We start from the raw sequence: 26,023 nt of genomic DNA on the forward strand, positions 1-26,023 counted from the left end.
GTCTTTCCCCTTTAAATATAATACATGTCTTCATTAATAGTATATGCTTAATGGCAATTTTGTTAAACAAAAAAACGCAAGTGAAATTTAATCATTCCACTTGCGTTAGGCTGTATGAGAAACGCTGGCATACATGTAAAGAAAATTTTTATTTAAACGTATTGCACTAAGACAACATAAAAGTTAGCATTAGTCGTCTAAACCTATTTTATAATCTACATTTGGAGTATAGCGATTGCCTGCATTCCATAGGAGGAATTCGTAAATACCGTTTTTATAAAGAGCTTTAATTTGAGCTTCCACTTCTTCCTTCCCGTAAACTCGATAATTCCCAGCCCCTAAATAAGAAGCTGTAAAGTCTTGAAGCCACGGCCTTGATATTGGTTGATTTTCTAATTTGGCTAATAATTCATTTTCAACTTGTGCATAAGCATCCACGAGTTCATACGGATGTAAATCTGGCTTAGCAATTCCAAAATAAGATGTCCAATGACTTGGGTAAATCATCGAGGAAATAACATCTACATTTTCAGAAATTCTTGAAAAGTTTTGCCCAATACCCGGAGCTTCAGAAATGGTAGCTGCATACCCAAAAATATCTACAGAAACATCTACGTCATAAGGTTGCAACTGTTCTCTTGCATAAGCAACAAAGTCAGTAACAGCGTCAACTCGTTTTTGCACATTGTCGTCTCCATCAGTGTATTCTCCAACACTGTAGGTTAGTATTTCATCTCTTCTTTCAAACCCTTCCGGGAAACGAACGTAATCAAATTGAATTTCTTTAAATCCCATTTGTGCAGCTTTTTCAGCGATGGCTACGTTATAATCCCATACCTCTTTTAAAAATGGATTAACGAACGCCTCACCACGACGATTTTTCCAAACTTCACCATCTTGTGTGAATGATAAGTCTGGACGCTTTTCTGCCAATACAGAATCTTTAAATACGACAATACGGGCAATCGGATAAATTTCATGTTCCTCAAGTCGTTTCATCATTGCTTCAGGATCTCGGATGTATCGTTTACTAATATCTAAAAATGGTGATTCTTCGTTATCAGGAGTATAAGTTAAATAACCGAAGTCGTCCTTGATGTCAATAACCATTGAATTTAAGTCAGAAGTGTCGATTAAATCAATGAGCGACTCAAATCTTTGGCCACCAGCTGAATGTCCAGTGACATAAATGCCACGAACTGCATCCGGATACTCAAAATGGTAACCTGACTGAAATATAAATCTTTCCATTCTTTCTGGAAGTTCCGGTTGCTTTAATTCACTTACCTTAATAGCGTGATCCGTTACTTTTTTATCAGTTTCGGCGAATGTAACTGTTGTAATTCCAATTAAAAAAATAAATAGAAGTGATATCGTTATCTTCAAAGTTTTCCCCATCTGTCATTACCTCAATTCTAGTCTATTAATCTTCGTCTTTCACATCAATATCTGCTGGGAGGTCTTCCGCTTGTTCTTCCTTCCATAATAAGATCTGTTTTTCGATATTTTCCCTTGTCGTTGAAAATTGATCTTTGTTCACTAAATATTGATTTCCATCATGGACAGCCCGAACATTCCCTGCTTTTATTTGCTGAAAAACGTAGTCTGGTGACAAATGTAAATAGTCTGCAATTTCTTTAATTGTTACATACATCATGATCCCTCCATTTTCAGCTTTTTTAATCTCTTTATATTAGAATTATACAATTGTTCGCAATGAATACCAATAAGCTAAATAAAAAAAAAGACATTTTTTGACGAAATACAGCATTTTTTACAATTCCTCATTTAGCTAATTAACTTCACTTGCATCACAAGTATGACGTATGTATAATAGTAAAAATATCTTTTGAACATTAGCTGAAAAAAACTAAGATTCTTTGAGGAGGGAAAATGATGAGAGACGTAACTTTACGATCAATTTTCGAACATCGAATCACCCAAAAATATGTAAAAAGAGCTGGAATGTCTCATGCAATAGCTGTAGCTTATCATGCATTTAACCTCTCAAAAGAGTATCGTGTAAACCCCGATTTAGCTACGAAGGCGGCTTTTTTGCACGATATTGGACACTATACGTGGTATCGAGATGGAAAATGGGATTATGAGCTTTATAAGAAAAATGATATTCATGCAATTAAAGGGGCAGAAAGGGCTCATAAGTTGCTAATACGACTTGGGGAACATCCTGAAAAAGCTAAAAAAATTGCCTTAGCGATATTACTTCATACTGATTCCTACTTGCCTAAAGGAGAACTTGACTTAGAACCTTTACAAAAAATTGTTGCTCGAGCAGACGAAATGGATGAAGAGCCTGGAGGAAACCATCATTATCGGACAATTGATGATGAAAAGGCTCGTTCACGAATCTCGAAACTTGATCAAAAAATTGACGAAGAACTGCACCAATATAATGAAATCGCTAATCACTAATGTACTTTTAAAAATACGCATACAAAACGCGCATGACGAAGCATCGCCACCATTTGATATGGAAAAGTCGAATGATTTCCTTCACTTCGCTTTGAAGCTACTGACCTCAATCGCATCATGTCACACCTCTTAGCATAGGCTTCGTGCAGCTTTGCGACGAGTAACCGCAGGAGCACCTTCTTCCGAATCTCAGAGGCTCGTTCACGAAATCATTCGACTTATTTCATACCAAAAAACAACTTGACGATTTCGTCAAGCACATGATATGTTTTATTCAATAAATGAATAAGCCCAAAAAGGGGAGTAGCGACCACTAGGTTAATGAGTCGTCATGACGGTGATGTTTTTTCACTCGGTTCATTAAGCTTTGTATGCATACAAAGTACGCAAGACCTTTTTATGAAAGTACATTTTAGTTTGTTTTCGATACTTACTAAATGTATTTTCATAAAAAGGTCTTTTTCTTTTTTTGTTACACTGTCAAAATTTATTAGTTAAAACGCAAGTAGTATTAAAAAACTAAGGCTTTCGCCATGTTAGTCAGTGAGTTAATTTTTCCAATTTATTTTTATGTTTTTTTCTTTACTTTATTGAGTGAATTTCATAATTACTAAAAACGAGCCACATCAAGCAATATATAGTTTGCGAAGGGTTCTGGCGCAACTATATATTGATCTTAGTGGCGAGAATAATGAATTATGAAATTCATTATTTAGGAGGAGTTTAAGATGGTTTTTATTTTATTTTTTTTCGCGGCATTATTTACAGTTTTGGCTGCTGTTAAGCTTTCTACTTATGCCGATGTATTAAGTGAACGAACGGCATTAGGTGGAATGTTGGTTGGTACTCTTTTTTTGGCTGGAGCTACTTCGTTACCAGAGGTAACTACTAGTTTAGTAGCTATTGGCATAAATAACCCTGATCTTGCTATAGGCAATGTTTTAGGAAGTAATTTGTTTAATTTATTAATTATTGCGAGCTTTGACCTTTATTTTCGTAAACAACAAATTTTTAAAGCGGCGTCTAAAAATCATTTATATACCATCTACTTAGGAATGCTCCTGTCTTTGCTCGTATTTTTAGCACTTACTCTACAACTACCATATTCGTTTTTCGGGGTTGGTCTTGATGCATTGGTTCTTGTTTCTGTTTACGCTCTAGGAATGTTTCTTTTATCTAAAAAAGTCCAAAATTCAGAAGAAGATCATGACGATGGGGTCTCACAAACATCAGCGATTTCTCTAAAAAAAGCAATTATAGGCTTCGTTATCGCTTCAATAACGATATTAATCTCAGGTTCACTTCTCTCAATTAGTGGTGATCAAATTGCTACAGTAACCGGACTTGGCTCCACCTTTGTTGGTAGCTTTCTTATCGCAGCTTCGACTTCGTTACCTGAAGCCGTTGCAGTTTTAATAGCTATTCAACTACGAAACTATAATTTGGCGATCGGCTCTATTTTAGGTAGTAATTTATTTAATATATTAATATTAATTAGCACAGATATTTTTTACAGACCTGCAACGATTTTATCATCTGTCTCACCAGTAAATTCTATTACTGCACTAGCGATTTTTGTATTAAATTTATTTGTACTATACTCATTATTGCGAATTAAGTCTACTAAGTTACATACCGTATATTGGCTTCCTTCGGCAATACTTGTCGTTATTTATTTCATTTCGAGCTTTCTTATTTTTATTTATTGAACAACTAATATTATATGGATTAGCTAGTTACCGGCACTATCTAATATTTGTACGGAAGTGTTGAATTTTTACAGTTTATCTTAAATAAGTTTCAAAAAAATGGTTGTATAGAAGGATTGAAGTTTCACTAAAGCTTGTGCAGTAGAAAGAGAGCTAAGTTGTTTTTGGGAAGATGGAAAAAGAAAGGCTGTTGTGAAATATAGGATGTTGCACAATATGGGGCAGTGTGCAATATCACGTTGCTTCGTAGTATGGGGGGAGTGCGCAGTAGTTAGGTTCCTTATGGGGTCGGGCATGCAAGAAGATCTCGCGTTACCTTTTGGGTGATGTGACACTTTGTTCGGGCACGCGAGAAGGTCTCGCGTTACCTTTTGGGTGATGTGACGCTTTGTTCGGGCACGCGAGAAGGTCTCGCGTTACCTTTTTGGGTGATGTGACGCTTTGTTCGGGCACGCGAGAAGGTCTCGCGTTACCTTTTGGGTGATGTGACGCTTTGTTCGGGCACACGAGATCTTCTTGCGTTCCCTTTTAGTTGATGTGAAACTCGGTTAGGTCACGCGAAAAATCCTTACGTACCCTTTATCTGTAACCGTCAAATCATCCACACCTTCTAAAGATAATCTGTTAATGCGAAAAAAACTGATTACTCTTCCTAACTTAAAACTAAAGAAGAGTAATCCAAACGCCGGACTGATTACTCTTCTCGGCTCAAAACTAGAGAAGAGTAATCGAAACCACGAACTGATTACTCTTCTCGGCTCAAAACATGAGAAGAGTAATCCAAACACTCGAATGATTACTCTTCTGAGCTCAAAACCAGAGAAGAGTAATCCAAACATTCGAATGATTACTCTTCTGAGCTCAAAGCAAGAGAAGGGGAATCGAAAGCTTAAAGTGAGCATTTTGCTCTCTCTTTTATAATGCAATTGCACACTCCCCCCGTAATACGAAGCAACACGATACTGCACACTCCCCCCATACTACGCACTTCCGATTTATGCTAAATCTACTGTTATTAGCTCAACCTTCACTTTTTTTCTCCCAAAAGAACGCAGTTTTACGAAAACGACCTTAGTTTAATCTGCCTTCAAAAAAAGGGTGGTTCTTAATCATTTCTAGCGTTATAATTCCGTTTATTCGTTCGACGATCTTACCTTCTTCATCGATAAAAAATGTGGTTGGAATACCGATCAATTGGTATATGTCCATTACTTCCCCTTCATCATCATAAAGAACTTCAAAATTCACATTGAAATGTTCAACAAACTCACGGACACGTTTTCGGTTTGGTTCTTCTTTAGTTACATTTACCCCTATAACAACAAAGTTCTCATTTTCAACCTTTTCTTGTAGCGCCACCAAAATTGGCATCTCTTCTTGACAAGGAGCACACCAAGTAGCGAAGAAATTGACGATTACTTTTTTACCTCTAAAGCTCTCAAGTTGTAGTTGTTCACCGTTAAAATTTTGTAATTGAAAATTTTCGGCAATATCACCTTTATACACTCCTAATTGATTAGACACTAATACTTCTTGTTCCATCCTTTTAATCGCTGTGTCTGAACGTTCATAATTAATGGCTAAAAACAAAAAGGTAAAACAAAGAATGGCTAAATAAATAAAATTCTTTCTATCAATCACAATCTCTCATCCCTTTCTTACATACTTAAAAACTAAACCACTTTTACATACAAAACGCTCATGGCGGATATTCCGCCACCATTTAATATGGAAAAGTCGAATGATTTCCTTCACTTCGCTTTGACCTTCTTGCGAATCTCAGAGGCTCGTTCACGAAATCATCAGCCTTTTTTCTTACAAAACCAGCATGACGGCACTCCCCATCTAAGGTGGAAATGCCGGACGAGTTCTCTCGCTTCGCTGTAAAGCTACTGACCTCAATCACATCATGTAATGCTTCTTAGAGAATTCATCATGCAGCTTTGCGACGAGTAACCGCAGGAGCACCCTCTAGCGAGCTTTAGAGGCTCACTCGAAAACTCGTCCGGACATTTTTCATTCAAACAATCAGGGTGGTTTGCCTTCTCGTTATTAGATTAGTACAAGTATATGTACAAGAATGTTCTCAATTACTAATTTTTAAAAATACGACCCAATAAAAATAGTGATAAAGCCTATGAAAATAAAAACCTTATTTGCTTTTTCTAGCTTCGTTTTGTATAATTAGAAAAAATTTAGTAATTTAATCGCTATGATAAAGAAGAGTACATTTTGCAAAGCTTTTAGAGAGTCTGTGATGGTGAGAAGCAGATAGTGGCGCAATTTGGAATGGGCTTTGGAGCATCCGAACCGAAACATCGTTTCCGAGAAAGGAAATTTTAGAAGTAGGCTTCGGCGTTTTTCCTAACGTTATATAGGAATCCATATCGCCTCATAGGCTGTATGGTCATAAGTGATTCTAAATTTTAGAATAATTAGGGTGGTACCACGGTCCATTCGTCCCTATCTCAAGGGATGAATGGGCCTTTTTGTATGCAATAGTCGGTTAGTTGGTTTGGTGGTTAGGCCACGCCCCCGACTGACTTTTTCATTTAAGATGGTGAGACTGCACCCGTCATGAGGGTTAGGTATGAAAAAGCTGGACAGTTATTTTGGTCTGGTAAATAGGAAGTGCAAGTTTTTTAAAGAAATATTTTTAAATTCGAAAGGACGATGAAGTTATGAAAACAATTTTTTCTGGTATTCAACCGAGTGGAACATTAACTCTAGGTAATTATTTAGGAGCGATGAAGCATTTTGTTGAGTTACAAAACGACCATCATTGTTATTTTTGTATTGTTGATGAGCATGCGGTCACTGTTCCTCAAGACCGAATTCAGTTACGTAAAAACATTCGAAGTTTAGCAGCCCTTTATCTAGCAGCAGGAATTGATCCTAATAAATCTACCTTATTTATTCAATCTGAAGTAGGAGCGCACACTCAGCTAGGATGGATGATGCAATGTGTCGCTTATATTGGGGAATTAGAGCGAATGACACAGTTTAAAGATAAATCCGAAGGTAAAGAAGCGGTTTCAAGTGCTTTACTAACGTATCCGCCATTAATGGCTGCAGACATTCTCCTTTATAATACGGATATCGTCCCAGTTGGTGAAGATCAAAAACAGCACTTGGAATTAACTAGAGATTTAGCAGAAAGGTTTAATAGAAAGTATAATGACATTTTTACAATTCCGGAAGTACGGATCCCAAAAGTTGGCGCACGAATCATGTCACTCACTGACCCTACGAAAAAAATGAGTAAATCAAATCCTAACCGAAAAAGCTATATTTCTATGCTAGATGATGAAAAAACAATTATGAAAAAAATCAAAAGTGCCGTTACTGATTCCGATGGTATTGTAAAGTATGATAAAGAAAACAAACCAGCTATTTCTAACCTGCTAAGTATTTTCTCACTTTGTACCGGCAAAACAATTGAGGAGTTAGAAAATGAATTCGAAGGTAAAGGTTACGGAGATTTTAAGCAAGCGTTAGGTGAAGCGGTTGTTGAAACACTTAAACCAATTCACGATCGTTATCATGAAATTATTGACTCTGAACAATTAGATGACATCCTCGACCTTGGTAGAGATAAAGCAGATGCAGTAGCCTCTAAAACATTAGCAAAAGCGAAACGTGCGATGGGGTTAGGGAGGAAAAGGTAAGGTTAATTTAGACTTTTAAATTTGCAATTGAGAATTGTTGTGAGTAGTGCCCTTGAAGTATAGTGATGAGTTTTCAGTTTTGAGTTAGTGAAAGTTGCGCTTCGCAGATTTAACCCTTGGACTTTTCTCTTAAAAAGTCCAAGGGTTAACTAGTTGTTCAAATGACCAGCTTGCTGTTCAACATTCAAAAATATGCTTTCTTATCTTTCTAAACAGAAGGGGCGACCCCAAACAAAATGTCTAACACTTTGTTTGGGATCGCCTCTTTTTTATTTGACGCTATCATCTTTCTTTTATTTCACACTTTCATGATGTTGTAGTTCCCATATTTTTTCGAAAAAAGGCTGTCCTTTTATCATTCTTTCACAAAGATGATAATGCTGAGGTGACCAGCCGTGTTTGACTTCATCAAATAAGCCATGCCATGCTTCTTCAAAACTCATTTGCTGGATCATCTCGTAATTATTTGGTAACCATTCTGTGTACCAATAACGTACTTGAGCAACATTATTAGTAGAATATAGTTGGTCTAATATCATAAATAACAGTTGTTTCAACTGTCGTTCTTTCCTAATTAAGCCACTCATAAGCTGTGGATCAGGTGATAAAATATGATACTCTCTTGGTGCATCAATATATTCTACATAGTAATTTTTTGTAAGCTCATTAAGAGCTAGTTCAGTTACGATACTTTCTTGTCTAGGCATTAATCTGCTTTTACGAATTGGCGTTTGGTAGCCTAACGTATCTACTGCTAAAACCTTTTCACCGTCAGTCGCAATAAAACAGTAATCTAGCTGTAGACGTTGATTGTTTTTCCTTTGGTAACTTTGTTGATAAACATCATTCAGTAATTCTTCTGGTAATTCTGCTAAATTATTTTCTATGTAATCGAATAGTTTGCTCGTAACTCTTATGATGACAACTTGATCTAACAGTTCAATTTTATCGTCTTTCCTCCATTCGAAAAATTCGCAGACGTTATACCCATTTTCTTCTCCTTCAAACCAATTGATCCATACATCCCGAATGTGGACCATATGAAAGCCCCCTTGCTCTATGAATGTTTACAAACAGTATGGTCAGCAACGAGGAAATTTATTCCACACAAAAAATAATCGGGATACTTTTTTAAAATTTTAACGTTTTGAAGAAGGAATATATATACTTAGTATAATCATTATAAAGCCGATGAGGAAAAGGTGAAATTCGATTCTTAACGAAATGAAATGTAAATAGTAAACGAAGGAATACCCCGCTGTAATTAGGTTCAAATAAGCAATCATACTCACTCCCCCGGTCACAGCAAGTCCGAAACCGATGAGTAAAATAAAAAAACGAAATATCATAGCTTGTCCCACCACGCTATTAGGAATTGAGCAACTTCCATGAGCATTCCTCCTTTCTACCTTTTATTTATTTCTTCTTAAAAATGAGAAAAACCTTTAAAAAATAGAAAAAACTTGGTTTCTCACCAAGTTTTAATGTTTTATTTTAATGCAAAGTCGGATTTAGCTAATATTTCTTTTGAATCAATGCTTAATAATTGTTTCACCTTCATTCCTTGGTTATTTTTTACATACGATGAAACAATTTGATAACCTAAGCAATATCCAAACCATTTTGGAAATCTACCTCTTCGTGAGCTCGGATCACCATATAAAATCGGATCGTGTTTTTCTTTCCCTTTCACTTGTAAAAAATCGACAATTCTATGCCAATAAGGAAATAACTCTTCTTTTGAGTATAATGACACCCAAGGTGCTAATAACTCTTCACCGATCGTTTTTTCTACGGCAACTTCTGCCATCCCTTCGATAATCATCGAATCTAATAAAGTAAGTTCATCAAAATCTTTTTGTTGTTCTGCAAGTCGGCAAACATGATTGTACTCATGGGTAAACAATGCTTTAATTTCTTTATGTGACAAATCTTTCGTAATAAATAATAAAATAACATCGTGAAAGCTAATTCCCATCTTTCCATTTAACTCTTTCATCAATAGTTTATTTCTTTTTTCAATCGGAAACACAAATATGTTTGCTTCTTCTCCACTCCATTCCTTCCTTAACATTTCATAATAACTTTGAAGCATCTTCCAAATATTATTCTTCTCCATTACTCTTAATTCGTTTAAAATTTTAGCATCAGGGTAAAACATCCCATTTTCTAAAAAATATTGGTGCAGCTGTACATCATTAAACTCCTCAAAGTAATCGGCGATTGGTTCACATATCAATCTTCGTTGTAACTCAAAATATTGTTGGGAAGTAACTTTTTTTCGCTCTCTTATATATTCCCTTAGCCATTTGCTCGTATTAACAACACTCATTTTCTGACACCTCCACTAAGCCTACTATTGTATACGTATGCTTTATCGTGAAAGCTGCCACTTCAAAACTCAAAACCAACCTTCTTCTCTTTTTCATCCCAAACGAGCGTTGCCGCGAACGTTTTATCTCCTTTTTTAAAACCTTTAAGAACATTTGTCTTCCCGTTAGTTAACAGTTTCTTGATCGTTGTTTCTGTTAACTTTTTACCTAAAATGACCTTTGATATCGTAAAGTTACAAGATGTTTTTTTGTAATTGGCGCAACCGTAAAACTTTCCTTTATCAATCACATCGCCATCACAAAGCTTACATTTCCCAACCACTTTTCCAGTTGTAAACTTCGACACTTTCTTATTTTTCACTTCATATTCTAGTCCGTCAAAATTCCATTGCTTCGAATTTGTTGTCGCATCTTCAATAATTTTATTGGATAATTTTTTGGTCTGCTCGATAAATGTGGCAGGTGAAGCTTTACCTTGACCGATTTCCCCTAGACGTAACTCCCATTTTGCTGTCATTTCCGGAGAAGCTAAAATATTGTTATCAATTGCTTCGATTAATATTTTTGCCTTCTTTGTTGCATACACTTGGTTTTTTATTACTTCAATATAATTTCGATCTTTAAGCATCGTAATAATACCAGCTCGAGTTGCTTCTGTTCCTAAGCCTTCAGTCTTTTTAAGAACTTTTTCTAACTGTTGATCATCGATAAACTTCCCCGCCGTTTTCATTAACGTAATGAGTTGACCTTCTGTATACCTTTTCGGTGGTTGAGTTTTTCCTTCTTTAATATCGACCTTAGACACTTTACCTTGTTCGCCTTCTTCAAGAATAGGCAAAATTACGTCTTTATCATCGCTTTGATGCATTAAAACTTTTCGCCAACCTTCATTGACTAACTGTTTCCCTTTAGAAATAAAGGTAGCTCGTTTATCAACTAAAGTTGTAATCGTAGTATAGTCAAAAACGGCGGCATCGTAGTGCGCGGCAATAAGTCGGCGGACAACTAAATCATAAATTTTTCTCTCATCTTCTGATAGTTTACGAGGGTCCTTCACTTGCTCTGTCGGTATGATGGCATAATGATCAGTTACTTTTTTGTCATTCACATACCTCTTATTGTTCATTAACGTTTTTTTAGGTGATGGAAGCATTTTAGAATACTCGTTTATTTCGCTTAACTTTTGTAAAATTTGTGGAAATGTTTCAGCTTCCCCTTTAGTGACATAGTTAGAATCTGAACGAGGGTAAGAAACAATCCCTTTTTGATATAACTTTTGTAATACATCTAACGTTTTTTTAGGTGAAAATTTGAAAATACTATTTGCGGTTGCTTGTAATGCTGATAAATTAAATAATAATGGCGGTTCATACTTTTTTCGTTCTTTCTTAACCTTTGTTATTTCTACGTTCTTCCCTTCACAAAATGCTGTGATTTTTTCTGCGAGTTCTTTTTGGTCAAGTCTAGATTCATTTTCTTTCTCCCATTTACCTTCATACTGTTTATCGTTCACCGTAAAACTCGCAAGTACTTCCCAAAATGGCTTAGGTTCGAATTGTTCAATCTCAGTTTCTCTTTTCACAATTAAAGCAAGCGTTGGCGTTTGTACACGACCAGCTGAAAATACATCTTGAATGCCTTTTTCCTTTAAAAGAATTGAATACACTCTTGAAGCGTTCATTCCTACTAACCAGTCAGCACAAGCTCTCGTGTACGCTTCATAATATAAATTTCTCGTATCTTCTTCATTTAATAGCTTTTCAAATCCATCTAAAATAGCCTTCGGAGTTAAAGAAGAAATCCACAGCCGTTTCATCGGCTTTCGCACACCACTCATGTGAATAATGCTACGAACGATTAACTCTCCTTCGCGTCCGGCATCACCACCATGAATAATTTCTGTTACTTCTTTATTTTTAAGTAATTTATTAATAGTTTGATATTGTTTCCATTTAGCCTTCACCACTTCATATTGAAACTTTTCTGGAATTAATGGCAAGTTTGTTAAAGTCCATTTTTTCCACGTAGAATTATAAACTTCAGGAGGCGACAGCTGCAGTAGATGCCCGACGGCCCACGTACAATAACCACCTTGTGGAAACCATTTATTTGGTTCAATAATGACATATCCATCTTTTTTTATCGTTTTAAACTGCGATACTAATGCTAATCCTTGATCAGGTTTTTCTGCAATAAGTAGTTTCATTGATTATCTACTCCTTAATCTTTCTAAACCATTTTTTATATTACGCTTTTTAAGAAGAACTCGCAAAAGAAATTTAAAATATCTACCCAACATTGTTACTCTTTAGAATTGATAGGGCTCAGTTGAGGTGATTTTGAAATTCACTCATGTGATTAGTTTCATTCATTTTTGATTCATTTTATGTTATCCTTGACTTGTGACAAATTAATGAAATTTGAAATGGACGTTGTACAATTTTTTAAAATAAAAGGGGTATTCTGCTTAAAATTTTTCCAAAAATACGCACTATTTACGTATACATCAAATATATAGATATTTAATTTACGGGATTATAGTAATTGAACAAGGGGGGATATACCGTGAATAAAATCGTAGAGATTACACCCTTTTTTAAACAATTAACGAAAGAAAATCAAGATATTTTGTTGCAACACGGTGTAGAGACATTCGTAAGAGAAGGAACAACGCTATTTTACGAGGGTGACGAAGCGAGAAGTATATACTTAGTTCGTTCTGGTAAAATCCGCTTAAGTAAAATGACAATGGATAATAAAAAATTTTTTCTACACTTAAAACAAGACAATGACATCATTGGTGAGTTTAGTTTATTTAATGATATGTCAGTCAGTATGACGGCGGAAGTAGTTGAAGATTCAACTCTTGTAAAATTTAATCGTGACCACTTAGAGGCTTTATTTTTACAAAATGGTGAAATTGCTGTTTCATTTATTAAGCTGTTTGCTCGAAACACACAATCAACACAAGCGAAATTTTCTGACCTTCTGTTGTACGGGAAAGTGGGAGCGCTTTATTCGATTTTAATTCGTTTTAGCAATTCTTACGGGGAAAAATATAATAATGATATTTTACTATCAGTAAAATTAACAAATCAAGATATTGCTAACTATATCGGCACTTCTCGAGAAACAGCCAATCGAATGTTACAAGATTTAAAGAAGGATAATGTTATCGCTTTTTTGAATGGCCATATTTTAATTAAAGATATTGATTATTTAAAAGGACATTTACGTTGTGGTCGTTGCCCTGTTGAAATTTGTACCATTTAATATTATAAATAGAAAACATTGGATCGTCTATGTTAAAGAATATAGAATTATGGAATTTTAAGTCCATAATTCTAAGTTCTACTTTTTAAAATGTTTACTTACATAAATCGCTACTTGTGTGCGGTCGGCTAGTTCGAGTTTAGAAAGTATATTACTTACATGTGTCTTCACTGTCTTTATACCAATATGAAGTTCATCACCTATTTCTTTATTACTTTTCCCTTCTCCTAAAAGAAGGAGCACTTCACGCTCTCTTTTTGTTAACGACTCATGCTTAGGCTTCTCTTTCATTCGATGAAACATCATACTAGCTACTTTTCCTTCAATCGTTGGTTCACCTTTTACCGCCTTATAGATCGTTTCAGCAATCTCACTTGCACTCGTTGTTTTTAAGACATAGCTAAAAGCGCCTGCTTCAATGACAGGAAAAACCATTTCATCATCCATGAAACTCGTTAAGACGATCACTTTTATATCTTTATTTATTTTAGTGATTTGCCTAGTTGCTTCAATTCCGTTTACTTTTTCCATCATTAAATCCATTAAAATAACATCTGGCTCTAACTGTTGAGCTAGTTTAATAGCTTCTTCACCGTTCGCACCTTCACCGACCACTTCAATTTCTTCTTCACAATCTAAATACATTTTCAATCCCATTCGTACCATTTCATGATCGTCAATAATTAACACTTTAATTTTATTCATCTTTATTGCGCCTCCAAGCAAATCATTCTTTTTTCTGTATCGGAACTCTTAACTCGACCTTGGTTCCTTTATTAGGATAAGATAAAACGGTTAAATTACCACCTAGTTCAATCATTCGCTCTTTCATTGTCATTAACCCGTACGACCCTTTTTTCTCCATTTCTTCTAAATTAAAACCTACGCCATTATCTTCTAAAACGATGAACAAACGTTGATCTTTTTCAAACATTTTCATTTCAAAAGAGGTAGCACTTGCATGCCTTAACATATTAGAAATCGCTTCTTGAATAATGCGAAATAATTGGTCTTCAATTCGGGATGGGAGTTGTGTTTTTTGCTCATCAATCAATTCAATTGTTAAATGATTATTTTTTATTTTCAATTCTTCTAGGAGGGATCGGATTCCTTCTTGAAATGACTTCCCATCAAGTGTCACCGGTCTTAAGTGCATGATAAGTGCTCGTAGCTCTTGTTGCGCGTTATTTACCATCTTTTCTATATCATGAAATACTTTTTTAGCTTGATCACTATTTTTCTCGACTAGTTTAGGTAATGCGGCCATAGTCATTGAAATCGCAAACAGCTGTTGACTAACGGCGTCATGTAAGTCTCTAGCTAACTTACGGCGTTCCTCCAAAGAAGCGGCTTGCTCAGCCTGTTCGATGAGCTTAGAGTTTTCATTTAAAAGCTTTTGTAATGATAACACTTGCTTTTCATAATTATCAGCCATCGCATTAAAGCTGTCTGATAGCTCGGAAAATTCGTTAGTACCTTCTGTTTTGATTCGCGTTGTTAATTTTCCCCTCGTGAATAAATTTGCTGCATCTACTAATTTCTCAATCTGATTTTTTATATACCTAGCAAGTGGAAAACTATACAAAAATGCGACCGCAAAACTAATTAAAAATACGTAAACCGTTGCAATAAAAACAACTTTAAAAAAGGAATTTGAAAAAAGAATAATCGATGTTGCTCCTGTATAAATTTCATATAGATGGCTAGAGCTTTGAATAGCAGAAGCACTTATTAAAATTCCTAAACAAAATACAACGGTAATGACAACGACGATTTTCCATTGCACCTTTAATATTTGCCATTGAACGCCTGATAACTGCTGAGGCCGTTTGCGTATTTTATCTCCCATATTAATCTACTCGCTTTACTTTAACATCACCGATGGAGAGCTGGATATAAATCTCTACTTTTTTATCTGCTGTTGCATAATTTTCGCTTTCATATGAAACACGTCTACTTGTACCAGACTGTTTATTATCAAAAACTTTCACTTCGCCTAACTTCACATCGACATTTACTTTGACTGGCAACTGTTCTGGAACTAAAATTTTCACATCGCCAATTCCACCTGATAAATCAATCGTGTTTACACCTTCTTTTAACATTGCAGTAGATAAGTCAAGAGAAATATCCCCTATTCCTACCCACGCTTGGAGATCCTCGATTTGCCATGGAGTATTGCCTAATCGAACATCTCCAATAAGATGCTTCTGTTTAACATTGGCGGAGAATTTCCGTTTCTTTTTCTTAGACACCGAGTAATCATCTTCATCGTACTTACCACTTAAATCGACAACAATTAAATCTCCCCCACGATTTAAAAGCATAGAAAGCCCGACATAAATAATTAAAATTGGCCAAGTCCAACTCCAAAATTGCCCCCAACTTATTTGGAAATAATCGAGATTGTTTCCTTGTACAACGGTACCAATCGCTAAAACGAATAATCCCCAAAACAGCTTATTAATTCTCCATTTTCCATCTCTTAGCTTTCTAGTAAAATAAATAAGCCCACGTAAAACTTGCCTTAGCCCAAAATAAATAATAATAAGTGGCCAATACGTTGATATAACCGTCCCGATATTCATACTAATTGCGCCTACATTCGTTAATAAAAATATCAACCCAATACATAATACAATTAAACCAAGGATTTTATTTGCCATTGTACATTCCTCATTTATCTATTAATATTTTAGAAAATTCGCTTTCGACACTTCTTATAAGAAAAGCGCAATGCGCCTTGGTCAGCTTTGACATGCGTGGGAGGGCCAGCAACGTTTTGCCTCCTCTTCGATTTCCCCTCATATGAGTTAGCGCGAGTTGAACTTTCTTTAAGTCGAAAAAAATTATCATTGACTGCTCTACTAACCTTCTTTAATTTTATCACCCTTATGATTATTTATCTAATTCAATTGTAAGAAAAATATGATGATATTATAACGGTCAAGCGATGGTACTTTTCTCCGTCTTAAGACTGATTTTCATTTCTCTATCGTCTACCAAACCATTTCTTAGAAATTAAAATTTCATTTATTAGCTGTATAAAAAGTGACTTTTTTCTGCTATAATCTTGTTTGTATGTTTAAAGGAGTGGAATAAACTTGTCTAATAGAGGAAAAAAAAGAGAAAAGAACTCGAAAATTAAACGCAAAGTGTTTTTACTTATATTTTTAATAACCTTACTTGCCATTTTATCTGCCGTTGCTTACACTACTCAGCAATACGAACGCGCAAGGCAAGAATCTTTAAGGTTAATAGAAGAAAGTCGCGGGCAACAAGAAGAACTAGAAGAAATTGAGTTTCATCCTGAGGAAGAAGCTGATGAATATGTTCACGTCCTATTAGTTGGTATTGACAATGAGGGTGGTGGGCGCGGAAATACCGATACGATCATGGTTGCTCAATACCAGCCGAAAAATGGAAAAGCAAAACTAGTATCATTAATGAGAGATACGTACGTATCAATTCCTGGCTATCGAGATAATAAAATTAATGCATCATTCGCCTTAGGAGGACCTGAACTGCTACGAAAAACGATTAAAGAAAACTTTGGTATCAATATTCATTATTATGCTTTAATTGATTTTAACGGCTTTGTACGTGTCGTAGATATTATTTCACCTGACGGCATTGAAGTTGATATTGAACGTAGAATGTTTTATCAAGATGGAGCTGGAGATGTAAGTATAAATTTTCAGCCTGGACTGCAACGTTTAGATGGTAAGCAAGCTTTAAATTATGTTCGTTTCCGTAATGATAGTGAAAATGACTTCGGTCGTGTTCGTCGTCAGCAAGAAGTACTTTCAATCTTAAAAGACGACTTGCTCACTTTTTCCGGTGTAACACGATTACCGAGTTTGTTAGGGTCAATTGAACCATACATCCAAACTAATCTTCAAAGCAGGCAAATGTTAGACTATGGGCGTGACTTCTTTTTAAACCCGGTTGGAGATGTTGAGACATTAACGATCCCAGCTGATGGTCATTACACTGATGCTAGGTACAGCCATGCAGGAGCAGTACTCGAGTTAGACATGGAGAAGAACAAACAAATTCTTCATGAGTTTTTAGAGCTTGATGAATTAGTTGAGATAGATCCAAATAGTTCAAATAACTGAGTGAATTTCATAATTACCTAAATTAAGCCTTATCAAACTATATGTAGTTGCGAGCGAATTAACGCAACTACATATAGTTACTCATTGGCGAAAATATCGAATTATGAAATTCATTAAACTAATAATATATTAAAAAGGGGCTGTCCCAAAAGAAAGTGTCAGACACCGTTAGGCACTAAATATAGACGGATAATAAATTAATACGTCTATATTTAGTAAGTTCTACATGGTGTCAGACACTTATGAGACAGCCCCTTTTTTGCATTTTGATGCTACAGAGCATGTGGAGAGTGCGTAGTAGTAGGGTTCCTTATGGGGGCGAAGATCTTGCGTTCCCTTTTGGTGAATGTGACGCTTTGTTCAGGCACGGGAGAAGGTCTCGCGTTACCTTTTGGGTGATGTGACGCTTTGTTCGGGCACGCGAGATCTTCTTGCGTTACCTTTTGGGTGATGTGACGCTTTGTTCGGGCACGGGAGAAGGTCTCGCGTTACCTTTTGGGTGATGTGACGTTTCGTTCGGGCACGCGAGATCTCCTTGCGTTCCCTTTTAGTTGATGTGAAACTCGGTTAGGTCACGCGAAAATTCTTAACGTCCACTTTATCTGTAACCGTCAAATCATCCACACCTTCTAAAGATAATCTGTTTATGCGAAAAAAACTGATTACTCTTCCTAACTTAAAACTAGAGAAGAGAAATCGAAACGCCGGACTGATTACTCTTCTCGGCTCAAAACCAGAGAAGAGTAATCGAAACCCCGGACTGATTACTCTTCTTAGTTCAAAACCAGAGAAGAGTAATCAAAACGCTCGAATGATTTCTCTTCTTAGTTCAAAACAAGAGAAGAGTAATCAAAACACTCGAATGATTTCTCTTCTCGACTCAAAACCAGAGAAGAGTAATCAAAACACTCGAATGATTTCTCTTCTCGACTCAAAACCAGAGAAGAGTAATCGAAACGCCCGAATGATTTCTCTTCCTACATCAAAACAAGAGAAGAGAAATCCAGTGTTAGAAAGGGCGTATTTCTGCTGCACAGTCTCACGTAATACGAAGCAAACACGATACTGCGCACTCCCCCCAGACTGCGCACCATCCCTATTTTACGCTTTTACAATACTCTCCACATGATGTGCAAATCCCTAAATTTATCATTCATTCCCCATTTCTTCCCCTCTTTGTTCTCTCAGCCCTTATATTGTATTTCCATTTCGCTTTATGACCCGACCCTATTGTTTGTTCTAGCTGGAATAACAATAAAAAAGCTGGGGCTGTCCCGAACAAAGTGTCAGACACTTTTGGGACAGCCCCAGCTTTTTTAGCTTGTCTATAGTTGTTGCAATATTAGCCTTTATACTTTTTAAACACTAATGTTGCATTATGCCCACCGAAGCCTAAAGAATTACTTAATACTGCACTAACTTCTTGTTCTCTCGCAACGTTCGGAACGTAATCTAAATCACACTCAGGATCTGGTGTTTCTAAGTTAATCGTTGGTGGAATAACACCGTCAACGATCGCTTTAACAGAGAAAATTGCTTCAATCGCACCAGCTGCACCTAAAAGGTGACCTGTCATTGATTTCGTTGAACTAATCGCAAGTTTATTTGCGTATTCACCAAATACTTGCTTAACCGCTAATGTTTCATACTTATCATTATAATGAGTACTTGTCCCATGAGCATTCATATAATCAATATCTTCTGGGTTGAGACCAGCATCATTTAAAGCGATTCGCATTGCACGAACCCCACCTTCTCCCTCGGGAGCCGGAGCAGTAATATGATACGCATCTCCTGTTGCACCATATCCAGCAATTTCAGCATAAATTTTTGCACCACGTTTTTCGGCATGTTCTAATGATTCAAGAATTAAAACAGCCCCACCTTCAGCCATAACAAAGCCATCACGGTTCAAATCAAATGGTCGACTCGCACTGTTTGGATCAGGGTTTGTTGACAATGCTTTAGCTGCACTAAATCCCGCAATTGAGATATTTGTAATCGGTGCTTCACAACCACCAGTAACCATTACATCAGCATCACCGCGCGCTATCACTTTAAAAGCATCACCAATCGAGTTAGCTCCAGAAGCACATGCTGTGACCGTACAAGAGTTAATTCCTTTTGCACCTAATGTAATCGACACTTGTCCTGATGCCATATCTGGAATTAGCATTGGTACGAAGAATGGGCTTACTCGACGTAATCCTTTTTCTTGGAATACTTTGAATTGTTGTTCGTAAGTTTCCATACCACCAATTCCTGAACCGATCCACACACCAATTCGCTCAGCATTTTCAGGTGTAATATCTAACTTGGCATCTTCAACTGCCATTTTTGCGCTTGCCACTGCATATTGTGTAAAACGATCCATTTTTCTCGCTTCTTTACGATCCATAAATGCTGCCGGGTCAAAGTCTTTTAATTCAGCTGCTACCTTCGTCGGAAATTGTTCTGCATCCACTCTCGTTAACATTCCTATTCCTGATTTTCCAGCAATCGCATTTTCCCAAGTTGTTGCTATGTCATTTCCTAAAGGTGTAACAGCACCTACTCCTGTAATTACAACACGATTTTGCTTCATTACTATCTCTCTCCTTTTTAAAATTCAATATGATTTAAACTACTTTCCCCATCGAATAGCTACAGAACCCCATGTTAGTCCTGCACCAAACCCTACTAAAACAACAATATCTCCATCTTTAATTTTTCCGTTATCCAACTCTTCAACAAGTGTCATTGGAATAGAGGCTGCAGACGTATTCCCATATTTATGAACAGTTTTTGCCATTTTCTCTTCCGGGAGTTCCAACCTTTGCCGAGACGATTCCATAATTCGTATATTGGCTTGATGAGGAACTAAATAGTCTACATCTTCCTTCGTTAATCCGGCTTTATGAATTACTTTAAGCGCAGATTCCCCCATTTGTCGAACGGCAAATTTAAAAACTTCTCGACCATTCATTGTTAAGTGTTGTCCCTCTTGAGTAATATGTTCACTTCCTGCACCGTCAGCACCAAGATCAAAAGCTAATATTCCTCGGTCATTTGAGACTGGACCTAATACAGCAGCTCCAGCCCCATCACCAAACAACACGGCCGAATTTCGATCTTCCCAATTCATTCGTTCAGATAGCTTTTCCGCCCCAACAACTAAAACATATTTATAGTCATTAGTTTGAATAAATTGTTTCCCCGTTATAATACCATACATAAACCCAGTACAGGCCGCACTTACATCCATTGCCGCAGCATTTTTAGCTCCTAATCGTTCTTGAATTACTGCTGCTACCGCTGGAAAAGGTCTATCTGGGGTCACTGTTGCAACAATAATTAAATCTATTTGTTCTGGCTTAATATCAGCATTTTCTAAAGCTTGTTTAGCAGCTAAATAAGACATATCTGAAGTTTTAATATGTTCAGGTGCAAATCTACGTTCTTCGATCCCTGTTCTTGTTCTAATCCACTCATCAGAAGTGTCCATCTTTTTTTCAAGATCAAAATTTGTTACTACATTTTCCGGTATATAGGAGCCCATACCAAGTATTCCTGCATTGGCCATTCAAGCTTCCTCCTTTTATTTTTTATAATTCTTTTTGTATAAAAACCTTGACATTTTCAGTATCATTAAAACATCACACTTTAATACTACTAGTTAATATTATGACCTGATACTAATTTTAATTGAAATAATTGCCTTTGTCTAGCGCCCATTCAAACTTTTCGAGAAAACTAGACTAATGCTAAATTTAGTGAGGAGAAACCTATAGTTCTACACGGAGAGATTTTTCAAATTCGGGCTTTTGGCTCCGGCACTATCCTACCTATAATTACATAATTTTATATTGTACAAATCTTTTCTGAGGAGGTGAAAGCTGTGACAGATAAGAGAGAAGCACGCAATGAACCACAGAGAGATTTTTTTGATAGTTTAATGTTTGGTCCACCCAAACAGCCACCAAAACAACAAGAACAAGTACAAACCGAGAATGAAGAAGCAATAAAAAACGTTCGAAAAGAGAAAGAATCTCAGGAACCTTCACCTAAAATAAATAATCCCGATAGTGAGATAAATCAAAAACCGAATGAAAATCCAGAGGACATGATGCAAATGATGCAACAATTTGATGCGATGATGGATTTAGCCAATAAGCTTGGTCCATCACTAAAAAAACTTACCCCGTTATTTGACCTTCTTAAGCAATTTAGTGGTCCAAAAAAATAACCGTTACTAATAAGAAAAGCGCAAGCGACTTGATACTTCGACAAGCGATGGAGGACCAGCAACGTTTTGCCTCCTCATAGAATTGCCTTTTGAATGGGCAAAATCTTGATGGGCCGGAACGCTTAAGAAGCTAGGCTTCGCAGCTAGACAAGCAAAAAGAGGGTGTTTCGGGACACCCTCTTTTAAAAGCAATATTTATTCTTCATGGTACCCATATGGGGATGGGCCGTACGGCGATGGACCTGGCCCATATTGGCCTGGACCGTATGGCATTGGGCCTGGCTGACCTGGTCCATAAGGCGATTGACCGTATGGCATTGGACCTGGCTGACCTGGTCCATAAGGCGATTGACCGTATGGCATTGGGCCTGGCTGACCTGGTCCATATGGTGACGGACCGTATGGCCCTGGTCCATGTTGGCCTGGGCCAGAAAAGGCACTAAACAATAAACCACCACCTGCCAAACCAGCGAGGAAAGGTAATACAGCTCCACCACTACTACCATGGCCGTGATGGTGTGGGTGGTGATGATGATGGCTATGATCTCTCATCATTGGGTAATAATAGCCGGGATACATAAGCGAACCTCCTTTTAATCTTATACAACAATTAAAGACCCCGGTTTCACTAGGTCCTTAATATAATATGAGCTTATGTCCCAACATGAGCACGTCCCTTAGACAGTTTAACGAAGACAAACGCCCTTTTTAGTCGAAAAGCGGAGACGACTGGAAAGCTTCGACAAGCGTTGGAGGGCCAACAACGTTTTGCCGCCTCTTAGAAACCCCTCCTGAATAGGCAAATCTTGATGGACCAAAACGTTCGAGAAACTAGGCGCCGCAGCTAGACAAGAAAGGCGGAGACGCCTAGGTATTATTCACAATGACAAGTACGGTGTATTAAAGTGCTCCCATTTCTCTCTTTTTCCGCTAATCATTTTTGTTAAAAATGCAATTTGACCTCGGTGATAACTTTCGTGATCAATAAGATGATATAAAATCCATTCTGGAGTATACGCTTTAATCTCGTCTCCTTCTTTCACTTTTTTAGAAGCTCTTCTAAACTCTACATCGGAAAGGTTTAAATAAATTTCTTTTGTCACTTCTCTAGCATCGGCGAGTCTAGCTAAAAAATATGAACGGTCTTTGCCTAACGGAGCTGAGATTTCTTGTTTTTCATGAAAATTAAATAATTGTTTTTCTTCTGTACTCAGTTCCTGACCTTGAATTACGACTCTCATCCACCATAGTTCGATTTGAGCAATATGTAATAAATATCCTGAAATACTTGGAAAGCCATTACATTCATAATACAAATCTTGCTGATCTAAATCTGCAACAATTTTGAGAAGTTGTTCACGAGTTGACTTTAATCCTTGCAATAAATGGATTGCATCGTTTTTCATATGCGTAGAAAGAGTTATTTCCTTCATGAAAACCACCTCACCTTTTTTAAAATCAAGAATTTAGATTTGGAATATTTATTATGAATGCTTATAGCAATCATAATCTAAAGATCATCGTTATTATTTATTTCATTTGGTAACTTTCCGGTTTTAATATATGTATGAATAGCTTGATCAATTAATTCTTGTATTTCTTCGTTGACTTCAGTACTGTAGGGTCCTAACGAAATTACCCCCTCTGCAAAATCGTAAAATATGTTCCCTGACGGCAATTCACCATTAATAAATTGTTTGGCAGCGATTTCATATAATTGGTCCACATGTTGAATCGTGCTAGTTAGCACCGTTGCTTGACCGAAATCTGAGTGGTCCCCAACAAATCCGATGACAAATAAACCATCTTTTCTAACCTCTTCAATGATTGATACATGAAAGCCGTCACCAGCGGGATAAAATACATCTGCATTTTTATTAACCATATTATGATAAAGCTCTAGCGCCCTATCAATGTCTACCCAACTTGAGACATAGTCAACTTTTACATCCATTTTATCATTTTGAAATAAAGCTCCCTCAACAAATCCATCGACTTCAGGCTGTGAAGGAAAAGCTGCTAGAACACCTACCGTCTTCGTTTCGGACATTTCACTCGCTAGCATTCCAGCAAAAAAACCCATCGCATACCCTTGAAAATGGAGGCTTGTAATATTCTCACCAGAAACATCAGAGTTAAAAGTAATAAAGTGAGTATTCGGGAACTCATCTTTTAAATCCATAAAAATCGGAGCATACATTTGTCCGTGACCAAAAATTAAATTTACTCCTGCTTCATGAAACTCATTAATTGTTGCTACCGTTTTTTCGATCGTATTAATTTCTTCTTTATAGAAGACATCAACATTTAAACTTGAGTGAATATTTAGCAATCCTCGATAACCTTTACTATTCCACCCTTGATCATCAATGTTATGAGGTAAAAGCAGTCCTATTTTTGTTGCTGAATTCGTTTGTGTAAATGTAGAGCATCCGACCAAAAAAACGAGAATTAATAATATAAAGCTGTTGCGTAGGATCTTCATAAGTTGTTAGCACTCTCCTTTAGCTTTCAGAAAAACTTAATAAGCTACCTTTTTTCACTATTTAAAGTATGATAAAATCAATCAATGACCACTAGTACTATTATAATTGATTATAGACGAAAAGAATGTTAAAAAATTGTTATATTTTTAGAAAGAGGCCTAATATATGAAAAATTCCTATGAACAACAAGTACAATCACGAAAAACATTTGCGATTATTTCTCACCCTGATGCTGGTAAAACAACATTAACTGAAAAACTACTTTATTTCGGTGGGGCGATTAGAGAAGCGGGCACAGTAAAAGGGAGAAAAAATTCAAAACACGCGATGAGTGATTGGATGGAGATCGAAAAACAAAGAGGTATCTCTGTCACAAGTTCAGTTTTAGAGTTTCAATATGACGACTACCACGTTAATATTTTAGACACTCCTGGACACGAAGATTTTAGTGAAGATACGTACCGAACATTAACCGCTGCAGACTCTGCGACTATGTTAATCGATGTCGCTAAAGGGGTCGAGGCTCAGACGATTAAACTTTTTAAAGTTTGCCGAATGCGCGGTATCCCTATCTTTACGTTTATTAATAAGTTAGATCGACAAGGAAAAGAACCTTTTGAATTAATGGAAGAGTTGGAGGATGTGCTTGGAATAAGGTCATATCCAATGAATTGGCCAATCGGTATGGGACAAGATTTTAAAGCTGTTTATGATCGTCATAAAAAACGATTAGAACTTTACAATCACGAAAACCCTAGTAATATCGATATCATAAGTATAAGTGGTCCTGATGATCCAAAAATCGATGAAATCATTAATGACGAAGGGCTCGTAAACCAGTTCCGAGAAGAAATGGAGCTTTTAGATGTAGCTGGCGACCAATACGATAAAGAGTCAATAGATAACGGCAAGCTAACTCCGATTTTCTTCGGAAGTGCGATTTCTAACTTTGGGGTACAAACATTTTTAGAGCACTTTTTAGAAATGGCTCCATCACCCACTCCAAGGAAAAGTAATGAAGGTGTAGTTGATCCGCTCCATCAAAAATTCTCTGGTTTCGTATTTAAAATTCAAGCGAACATGAATCCAGCCCACCGTGATCGAATTGCTTTTTTACGAATTACATCTGGGGTTTTCAAAAAGGGAATGAACGTTAATCACGTTAGACTTGGAAAAAACATGAAATTAGCGCAACCAACCCAGTTTTTAGCACAAAGCCGAAATACGGTGGAAGAAGCTTATGCTGGCGACATCATCGGTTTATTTGATCCGGGAACGTTTCGTATCGGTGACACCCTCGTTGAAAACGGATCATTTGAATTTGATGAAATGCCACATTTCTCACCTGAACATTTTTGTGCGATTTCCGTTAAAGATGCCTTAAAGCATAAATCGTATGAAAAAGGAATTCGCCAATTAACTGAAGAAGGCGCGATCCAACTTTTCCAAACCTATCAAAAAGCCGTAGAACAACAAATTGTTGGTGTTGTTGGTGTGCTTCAATTTGAAGTATTAGAGCATCGGCTTAAATCGGAATACAAAGTTGATATTCGCCTTGAAAGGCTTCCGTTTTCTTATGCGAGATGGATTTCCGGAGAGAAAAAAGATATTGAGGCTTTTTCCAGGACACAACGAAACTTAGTAAAGGATCGTGATGATCGACTCGTTGCTTTATTTGAAAATGATTTTCAGATGCGTACTGCTGAAGGTAAGTACCCTAACATCAAATTTTATGAAAACTCATTTATAAAAGAATAAGTACAGACTATGAACTA

Annotated in this window: 23 protein-coding genes and 1 other annotated feature; of the genes, 8 read left to right on the forward strand and 15 right to left on the reverse strand. The window is 36.6% G+C overall.

All coding sequences use genetic code 11. From position 1 onward, the window contains the following. Window positions 1-189: 189 nt before the first annotated feature. On the reverse strand, window positions 190-1,398 hold the full coding sequence (locus tag BKP35_RS13520) for a putative glycoside hydrolase (RefSeq protein ID WP_071313894.1): 1,209 nt from the start codon (window positions 1,396-1,398) through the stop codon (window positions 190-192). Between the two features lie 25 nt (window positions 1,399-1,423). After that, window positions 1,424-1,654 (reverse strand): excisionase family DNA-binding protein, encoded by a 231-nt coding sequence (locus BKP35_RS13525; protein ID WP_071313895.1) that lies wholly within the window; start codon window positions 1,652-1,654, stop codon window positions 1,424-1,426. Between the two features lie 242 nt (window positions 1,655-1,896). Between BKP35_RS13525 and BKP35_RS13530 the strand changes: the two genes are divergently transcribed. The 3 genes from BKP35_RS13530 to BKP35_RS13540 all read left to right on the forward strand — a co-directional run bounded on the left by BKP35_RS13530 (window position 1,897) and on the right by BKP35_RS13540 (window position 5,063). Next, window positions 1,897-2,433 (forward strand): HD domain-containing protein, encoded by a 537-nt coding sequence (locus tag BKP35_RS13530; RefSeq protein ID WP_071313896.1) that lies wholly within the window; start codon window positions 1,897-1,899, stop codon window positions 2,431-2,433. Window positions 2,434-3,161: 728 nt separating this feature from the next. Continuing rightward, a complete protein-coding gene (locus BKP35_RS13535; RefSeq protein ID WP_071313897.1) occupies window positions 3,162-4,142 on the forward strand; it encodes a sodium:calcium antiporter in 981 nt (326 codons plus the stop codon). A 627-nt stretch (window positions 4,143-4,769) separates the two neighbouring features. Beyond that, window positions 4,770-5,063 carry a hypothetical protein gene (locus tag BKP35_RS13540; protein ID WP_071313898.1) on the forward strand — a complete coding sequence of 98 codons (294 nt, stop codon included), beginning with the start codon at window positions 4,770-4,772 and terminating at the stop codon, window positions 5,061-5,063. Window positions 5,064-5,213: 150 nt separating this feature from the next. Here the strand turns inward: BKP35_RS13540 and BKP35_RS13545 are convergent, their stop codons facing one another. Beyond that, the gene (locus BKP35_RS13545; protein WP_071313899.1) at window positions 5,214-5,783 is read right to left on the reverse strand and encodes a TlpA disulfide reductase family protein; all 570 of its coding nucleotides are present in this window, start codon (window positions 5,781-5,783) and stop codon (window positions 5,214-5,216) included. Between the two features lie 562 nt (window positions 5,784-6,345). Then, window positions 6,346-6,610, forward strand: a binding site (T-box leader). 213 nt (window positions 6,611-6,823) lie between these two features. Between BKP35_RS13545 and trpS the strand changes: the two genes are divergently transcribed. Next, window positions 6,824-7,810 (forward strand): tryptophan--tRNA ligase, encoded by a 987-nt coding sequence (gene trpS / locus BKP35_RS13550; RefSeq protein WP_071313900.1) that lies wholly within the window; start codon window positions 6,824-6,826, stop codon window positions 7,808-7,810. Between the two features lie 293 nt (window positions 7,811-8,103). On the opposite strand, the gene BKP35_RS13555 is transcribed toward trpS, so the two are convergent. The 4 genes from BKP35_RS13555 to BKP35_RS13570 form a co-directional block, all read right to left on the reverse strand. Further along, on the reverse strand, window positions 8,104-8,850 hold the full coding sequence (locus BKP35_RS13555; protein WP_071313901.1) for a YjbA family protein: 747 nt from the start codon (window positions 8,848-8,850) through the stop codon (window positions 8,104-8,106). A 99-nt stretch (window positions 8,851-8,949) separates the two neighbouring features. Continuing rightward, a complete protein-coding gene (locus tag BKP35_RS13560; RefSeq protein ID WP_071313902.1) occupies window positions 8,950-9,159 on the reverse strand; it encodes a YuzI family membrane protein in 210 nt (69 codons plus the stop codon). Between the two features lie 140 nt (window positions 9,160-9,299). Beyond that, entirely contained in the window at window positions 9,300-10,142 is an 843-nt protein-coding gene (locus tag BKP35_RS13565; RefSeq protein WP_071313903.1) for a DUF2268 domain-containing putative Zn-dependent protease, read from the reverse strand. Between the two features lie 62 nt (window positions 10,143-10,204). Next, window positions 10,205-12,349 carry a DNA topoisomerase III gene (locus BKP35_RS13570; protein WP_071313904.1) on the reverse strand — a complete coding sequence of 715 codons (2,145 nt, stop codon included), beginning with the start codon at window positions 12,347-12,349 and terminating at the stop codon, window positions 10,205-10,207. 359 nt (window positions 12,350-12,708) lie between these two features. Between BKP35_RS13570 and BKP35_RS13575 the strand changes: the two genes are divergently transcribed. Continuing rightward, window positions 12,709-13,416, forward strand: coding sequence for a Crp/Fnr family transcriptional regulator (locus BKP35_RS13575; RefSeq protein ID WP_071313905.1), 708 nt, complete (start codon window positions 12,709-12,711; stop codon window positions 13,414-13,416). Between the two features lie 78 nt (window positions 13,417-13,494). Here BKP35_RS13575 and BKP35_RS13580 read toward each other — a convergent pair whose 3' ends face one another. From BKP35_RS13580 to liaF, 3 genes are read right to left on the reverse strand one after another with little or no spacing between them, the layout of a single operon-like run. Then, window positions 13,495-14,121 (reverse strand): response regulator transcription factor, encoded by a 627-nt coding sequence (locus BKP35_RS13580; RefSeq protein ID WP_071313906.1) that lies wholly within the window; start codon window positions 14,119-14,121, stop codon window positions 13,495-13,497. A 22-nt stretch (window positions 14,122-14,143) separates the two neighbouring features. Continuing rightward, on the reverse strand, window positions 14,144-15,265 hold the full coding sequence (locus tag BKP35_RS13585) for a sensor histidine kinase (protein WP_071313907.1): 1,122 nt from the start codon (window positions 15,263-15,265) through the stop codon (window positions 14,144-14,146). 1 nt (window position 15,266) lies between these two features. Continuing rightward, window positions 15,267-16,082 (reverse strand): cell wall-active antibiotics response protein LiaF, encoded by an 816-nt coding sequence (gene liaF, locus BKP35_RS13590; protein WP_071313908.1) that lies wholly within the window; start codon window positions 16,080-16,082, stop codon window positions 15,267-15,269. A 438-nt stretch (window positions 16,083-16,520) separates the two neighbouring features. Here liaF and BKP35_RS13595 point away from each other — a divergent pair, with 438 nt between their 5' ends. Beyond that, window positions 16,521-17,537, forward strand: a complete 1,017-nt coding sequence (locus BKP35_RS13595; RefSeq protein WP_071313909.1) for an LCP family protein — start codon at window positions 16,521-16,523, stop codon at window positions 17,535-17,537. A 1,342-nt stretch (window positions 17,538-18,879) separates the two neighbouring features. On the opposite strand, the gene fabF is transcribed toward BKP35_RS13595, so the two are convergent. Together fabF and BKP35_RS13610 are read right to left on the reverse strand one after the other, a co-directional pair. Continuing rightward, window positions 18,880-20,121 (reverse strand): beta-ketoacyl-ACP synthase II, encoded by a 1,242-nt coding sequence (gene fabF, locus BKP35_RS13605; RefSeq protein WP_071313911.1) that lies wholly within the window; start codon window positions 20,119-20,121, stop codon window positions 18,880-18,882. 39 nt (window positions 20,122-20,160) lie between these two features. Beyond that, window positions 20,161-21,099 (reverse strand): beta-ketoacyl-ACP synthase III, encoded by a 939-nt coding sequence (locus BKP35_RS13610; protein WP_071313912.1) that lies wholly within the window; start codon window positions 21,097-21,099, stop codon window positions 20,161-20,163. 315 nt (window positions 21,100-21,414) lie between these two features. Between BKP35_RS13610 and BKP35_RS13615 the strand changes: the two genes are divergently transcribed. Beyond that, on the forward strand, window positions 21,415-21,762 hold the full coding sequence (locus tag BKP35_RS13615) for a hypothetical protein (protein ID WP_071313913.1): 348 nt from the start codon (window positions 21,415-21,417) through the stop codon (window positions 21,760-21,762). 195 nt (window positions 21,763-21,957) lie between these two features. Here the strand turns inward: BKP35_RS13615 and BKP35_RS13620 are convergent, their stop codons facing one another. From BKP35_RS13620 to BKP35_RS13630, 3 genes are all read right to left on the reverse strand, one after another. Next, window positions 21,958-22,341, reverse strand: coding sequence for a hypothetical protein (locus BKP35_RS13620; protein ID WP_071313914.1), 384 nt, complete (start codon window positions 22,339-22,341; stop codon window positions 21,958-21,960). A 299-nt stretch (window positions 22,342-22,640) separates the two neighbouring features. Beyond that, window positions 22,641-23,195, reverse strand: coding sequence for a DinB family protein (locus tag BKP35_RS13625; RefSeq protein ID WP_071313915.1), 555 nt, complete (start codon window positions 23,193-23,195; stop codon window positions 22,641-22,643). Between the two features lie 77 nt (window positions 23,196-23,272). Next, window positions 23,273-24,247 (reverse strand): BMP family ABC transporter substrate-binding protein, encoded by a 975-nt coding sequence (locus BKP35_RS13630; RefSeq protein WP_071313916.1) that lies wholly within the window; start codon window positions 24,245-24,247, stop codon window positions 23,273-23,275. Window positions 24,248-24,413: 166 nt separating this feature from the next. Here BKP35_RS13630 and BKP35_RS13635 point away from each other — a divergent pair, with 166 nt between their 5' ends. Beyond that, entirely contained in the window at window positions 24,414-26,006 is a 1,593-nt protein-coding gene (locus tag BKP35_RS13635) for a peptide chain release factor 3 (protein WP_071313917.1), read from the forward strand. Window positions 26,007-26,023: the final 17 nt, after the last annotated feature.

The sequence above is a fragment of the Anaerobacillus arseniciselenatis genome (assembly GCF_001865995.1).
Classification (GTDB): domain Bacteria; phylum Bacillota; class Bacilli; order Bacillales; family Anaerobacillaceae; genus Anaerobacillus; species Anaerobacillus arseniciselenatis.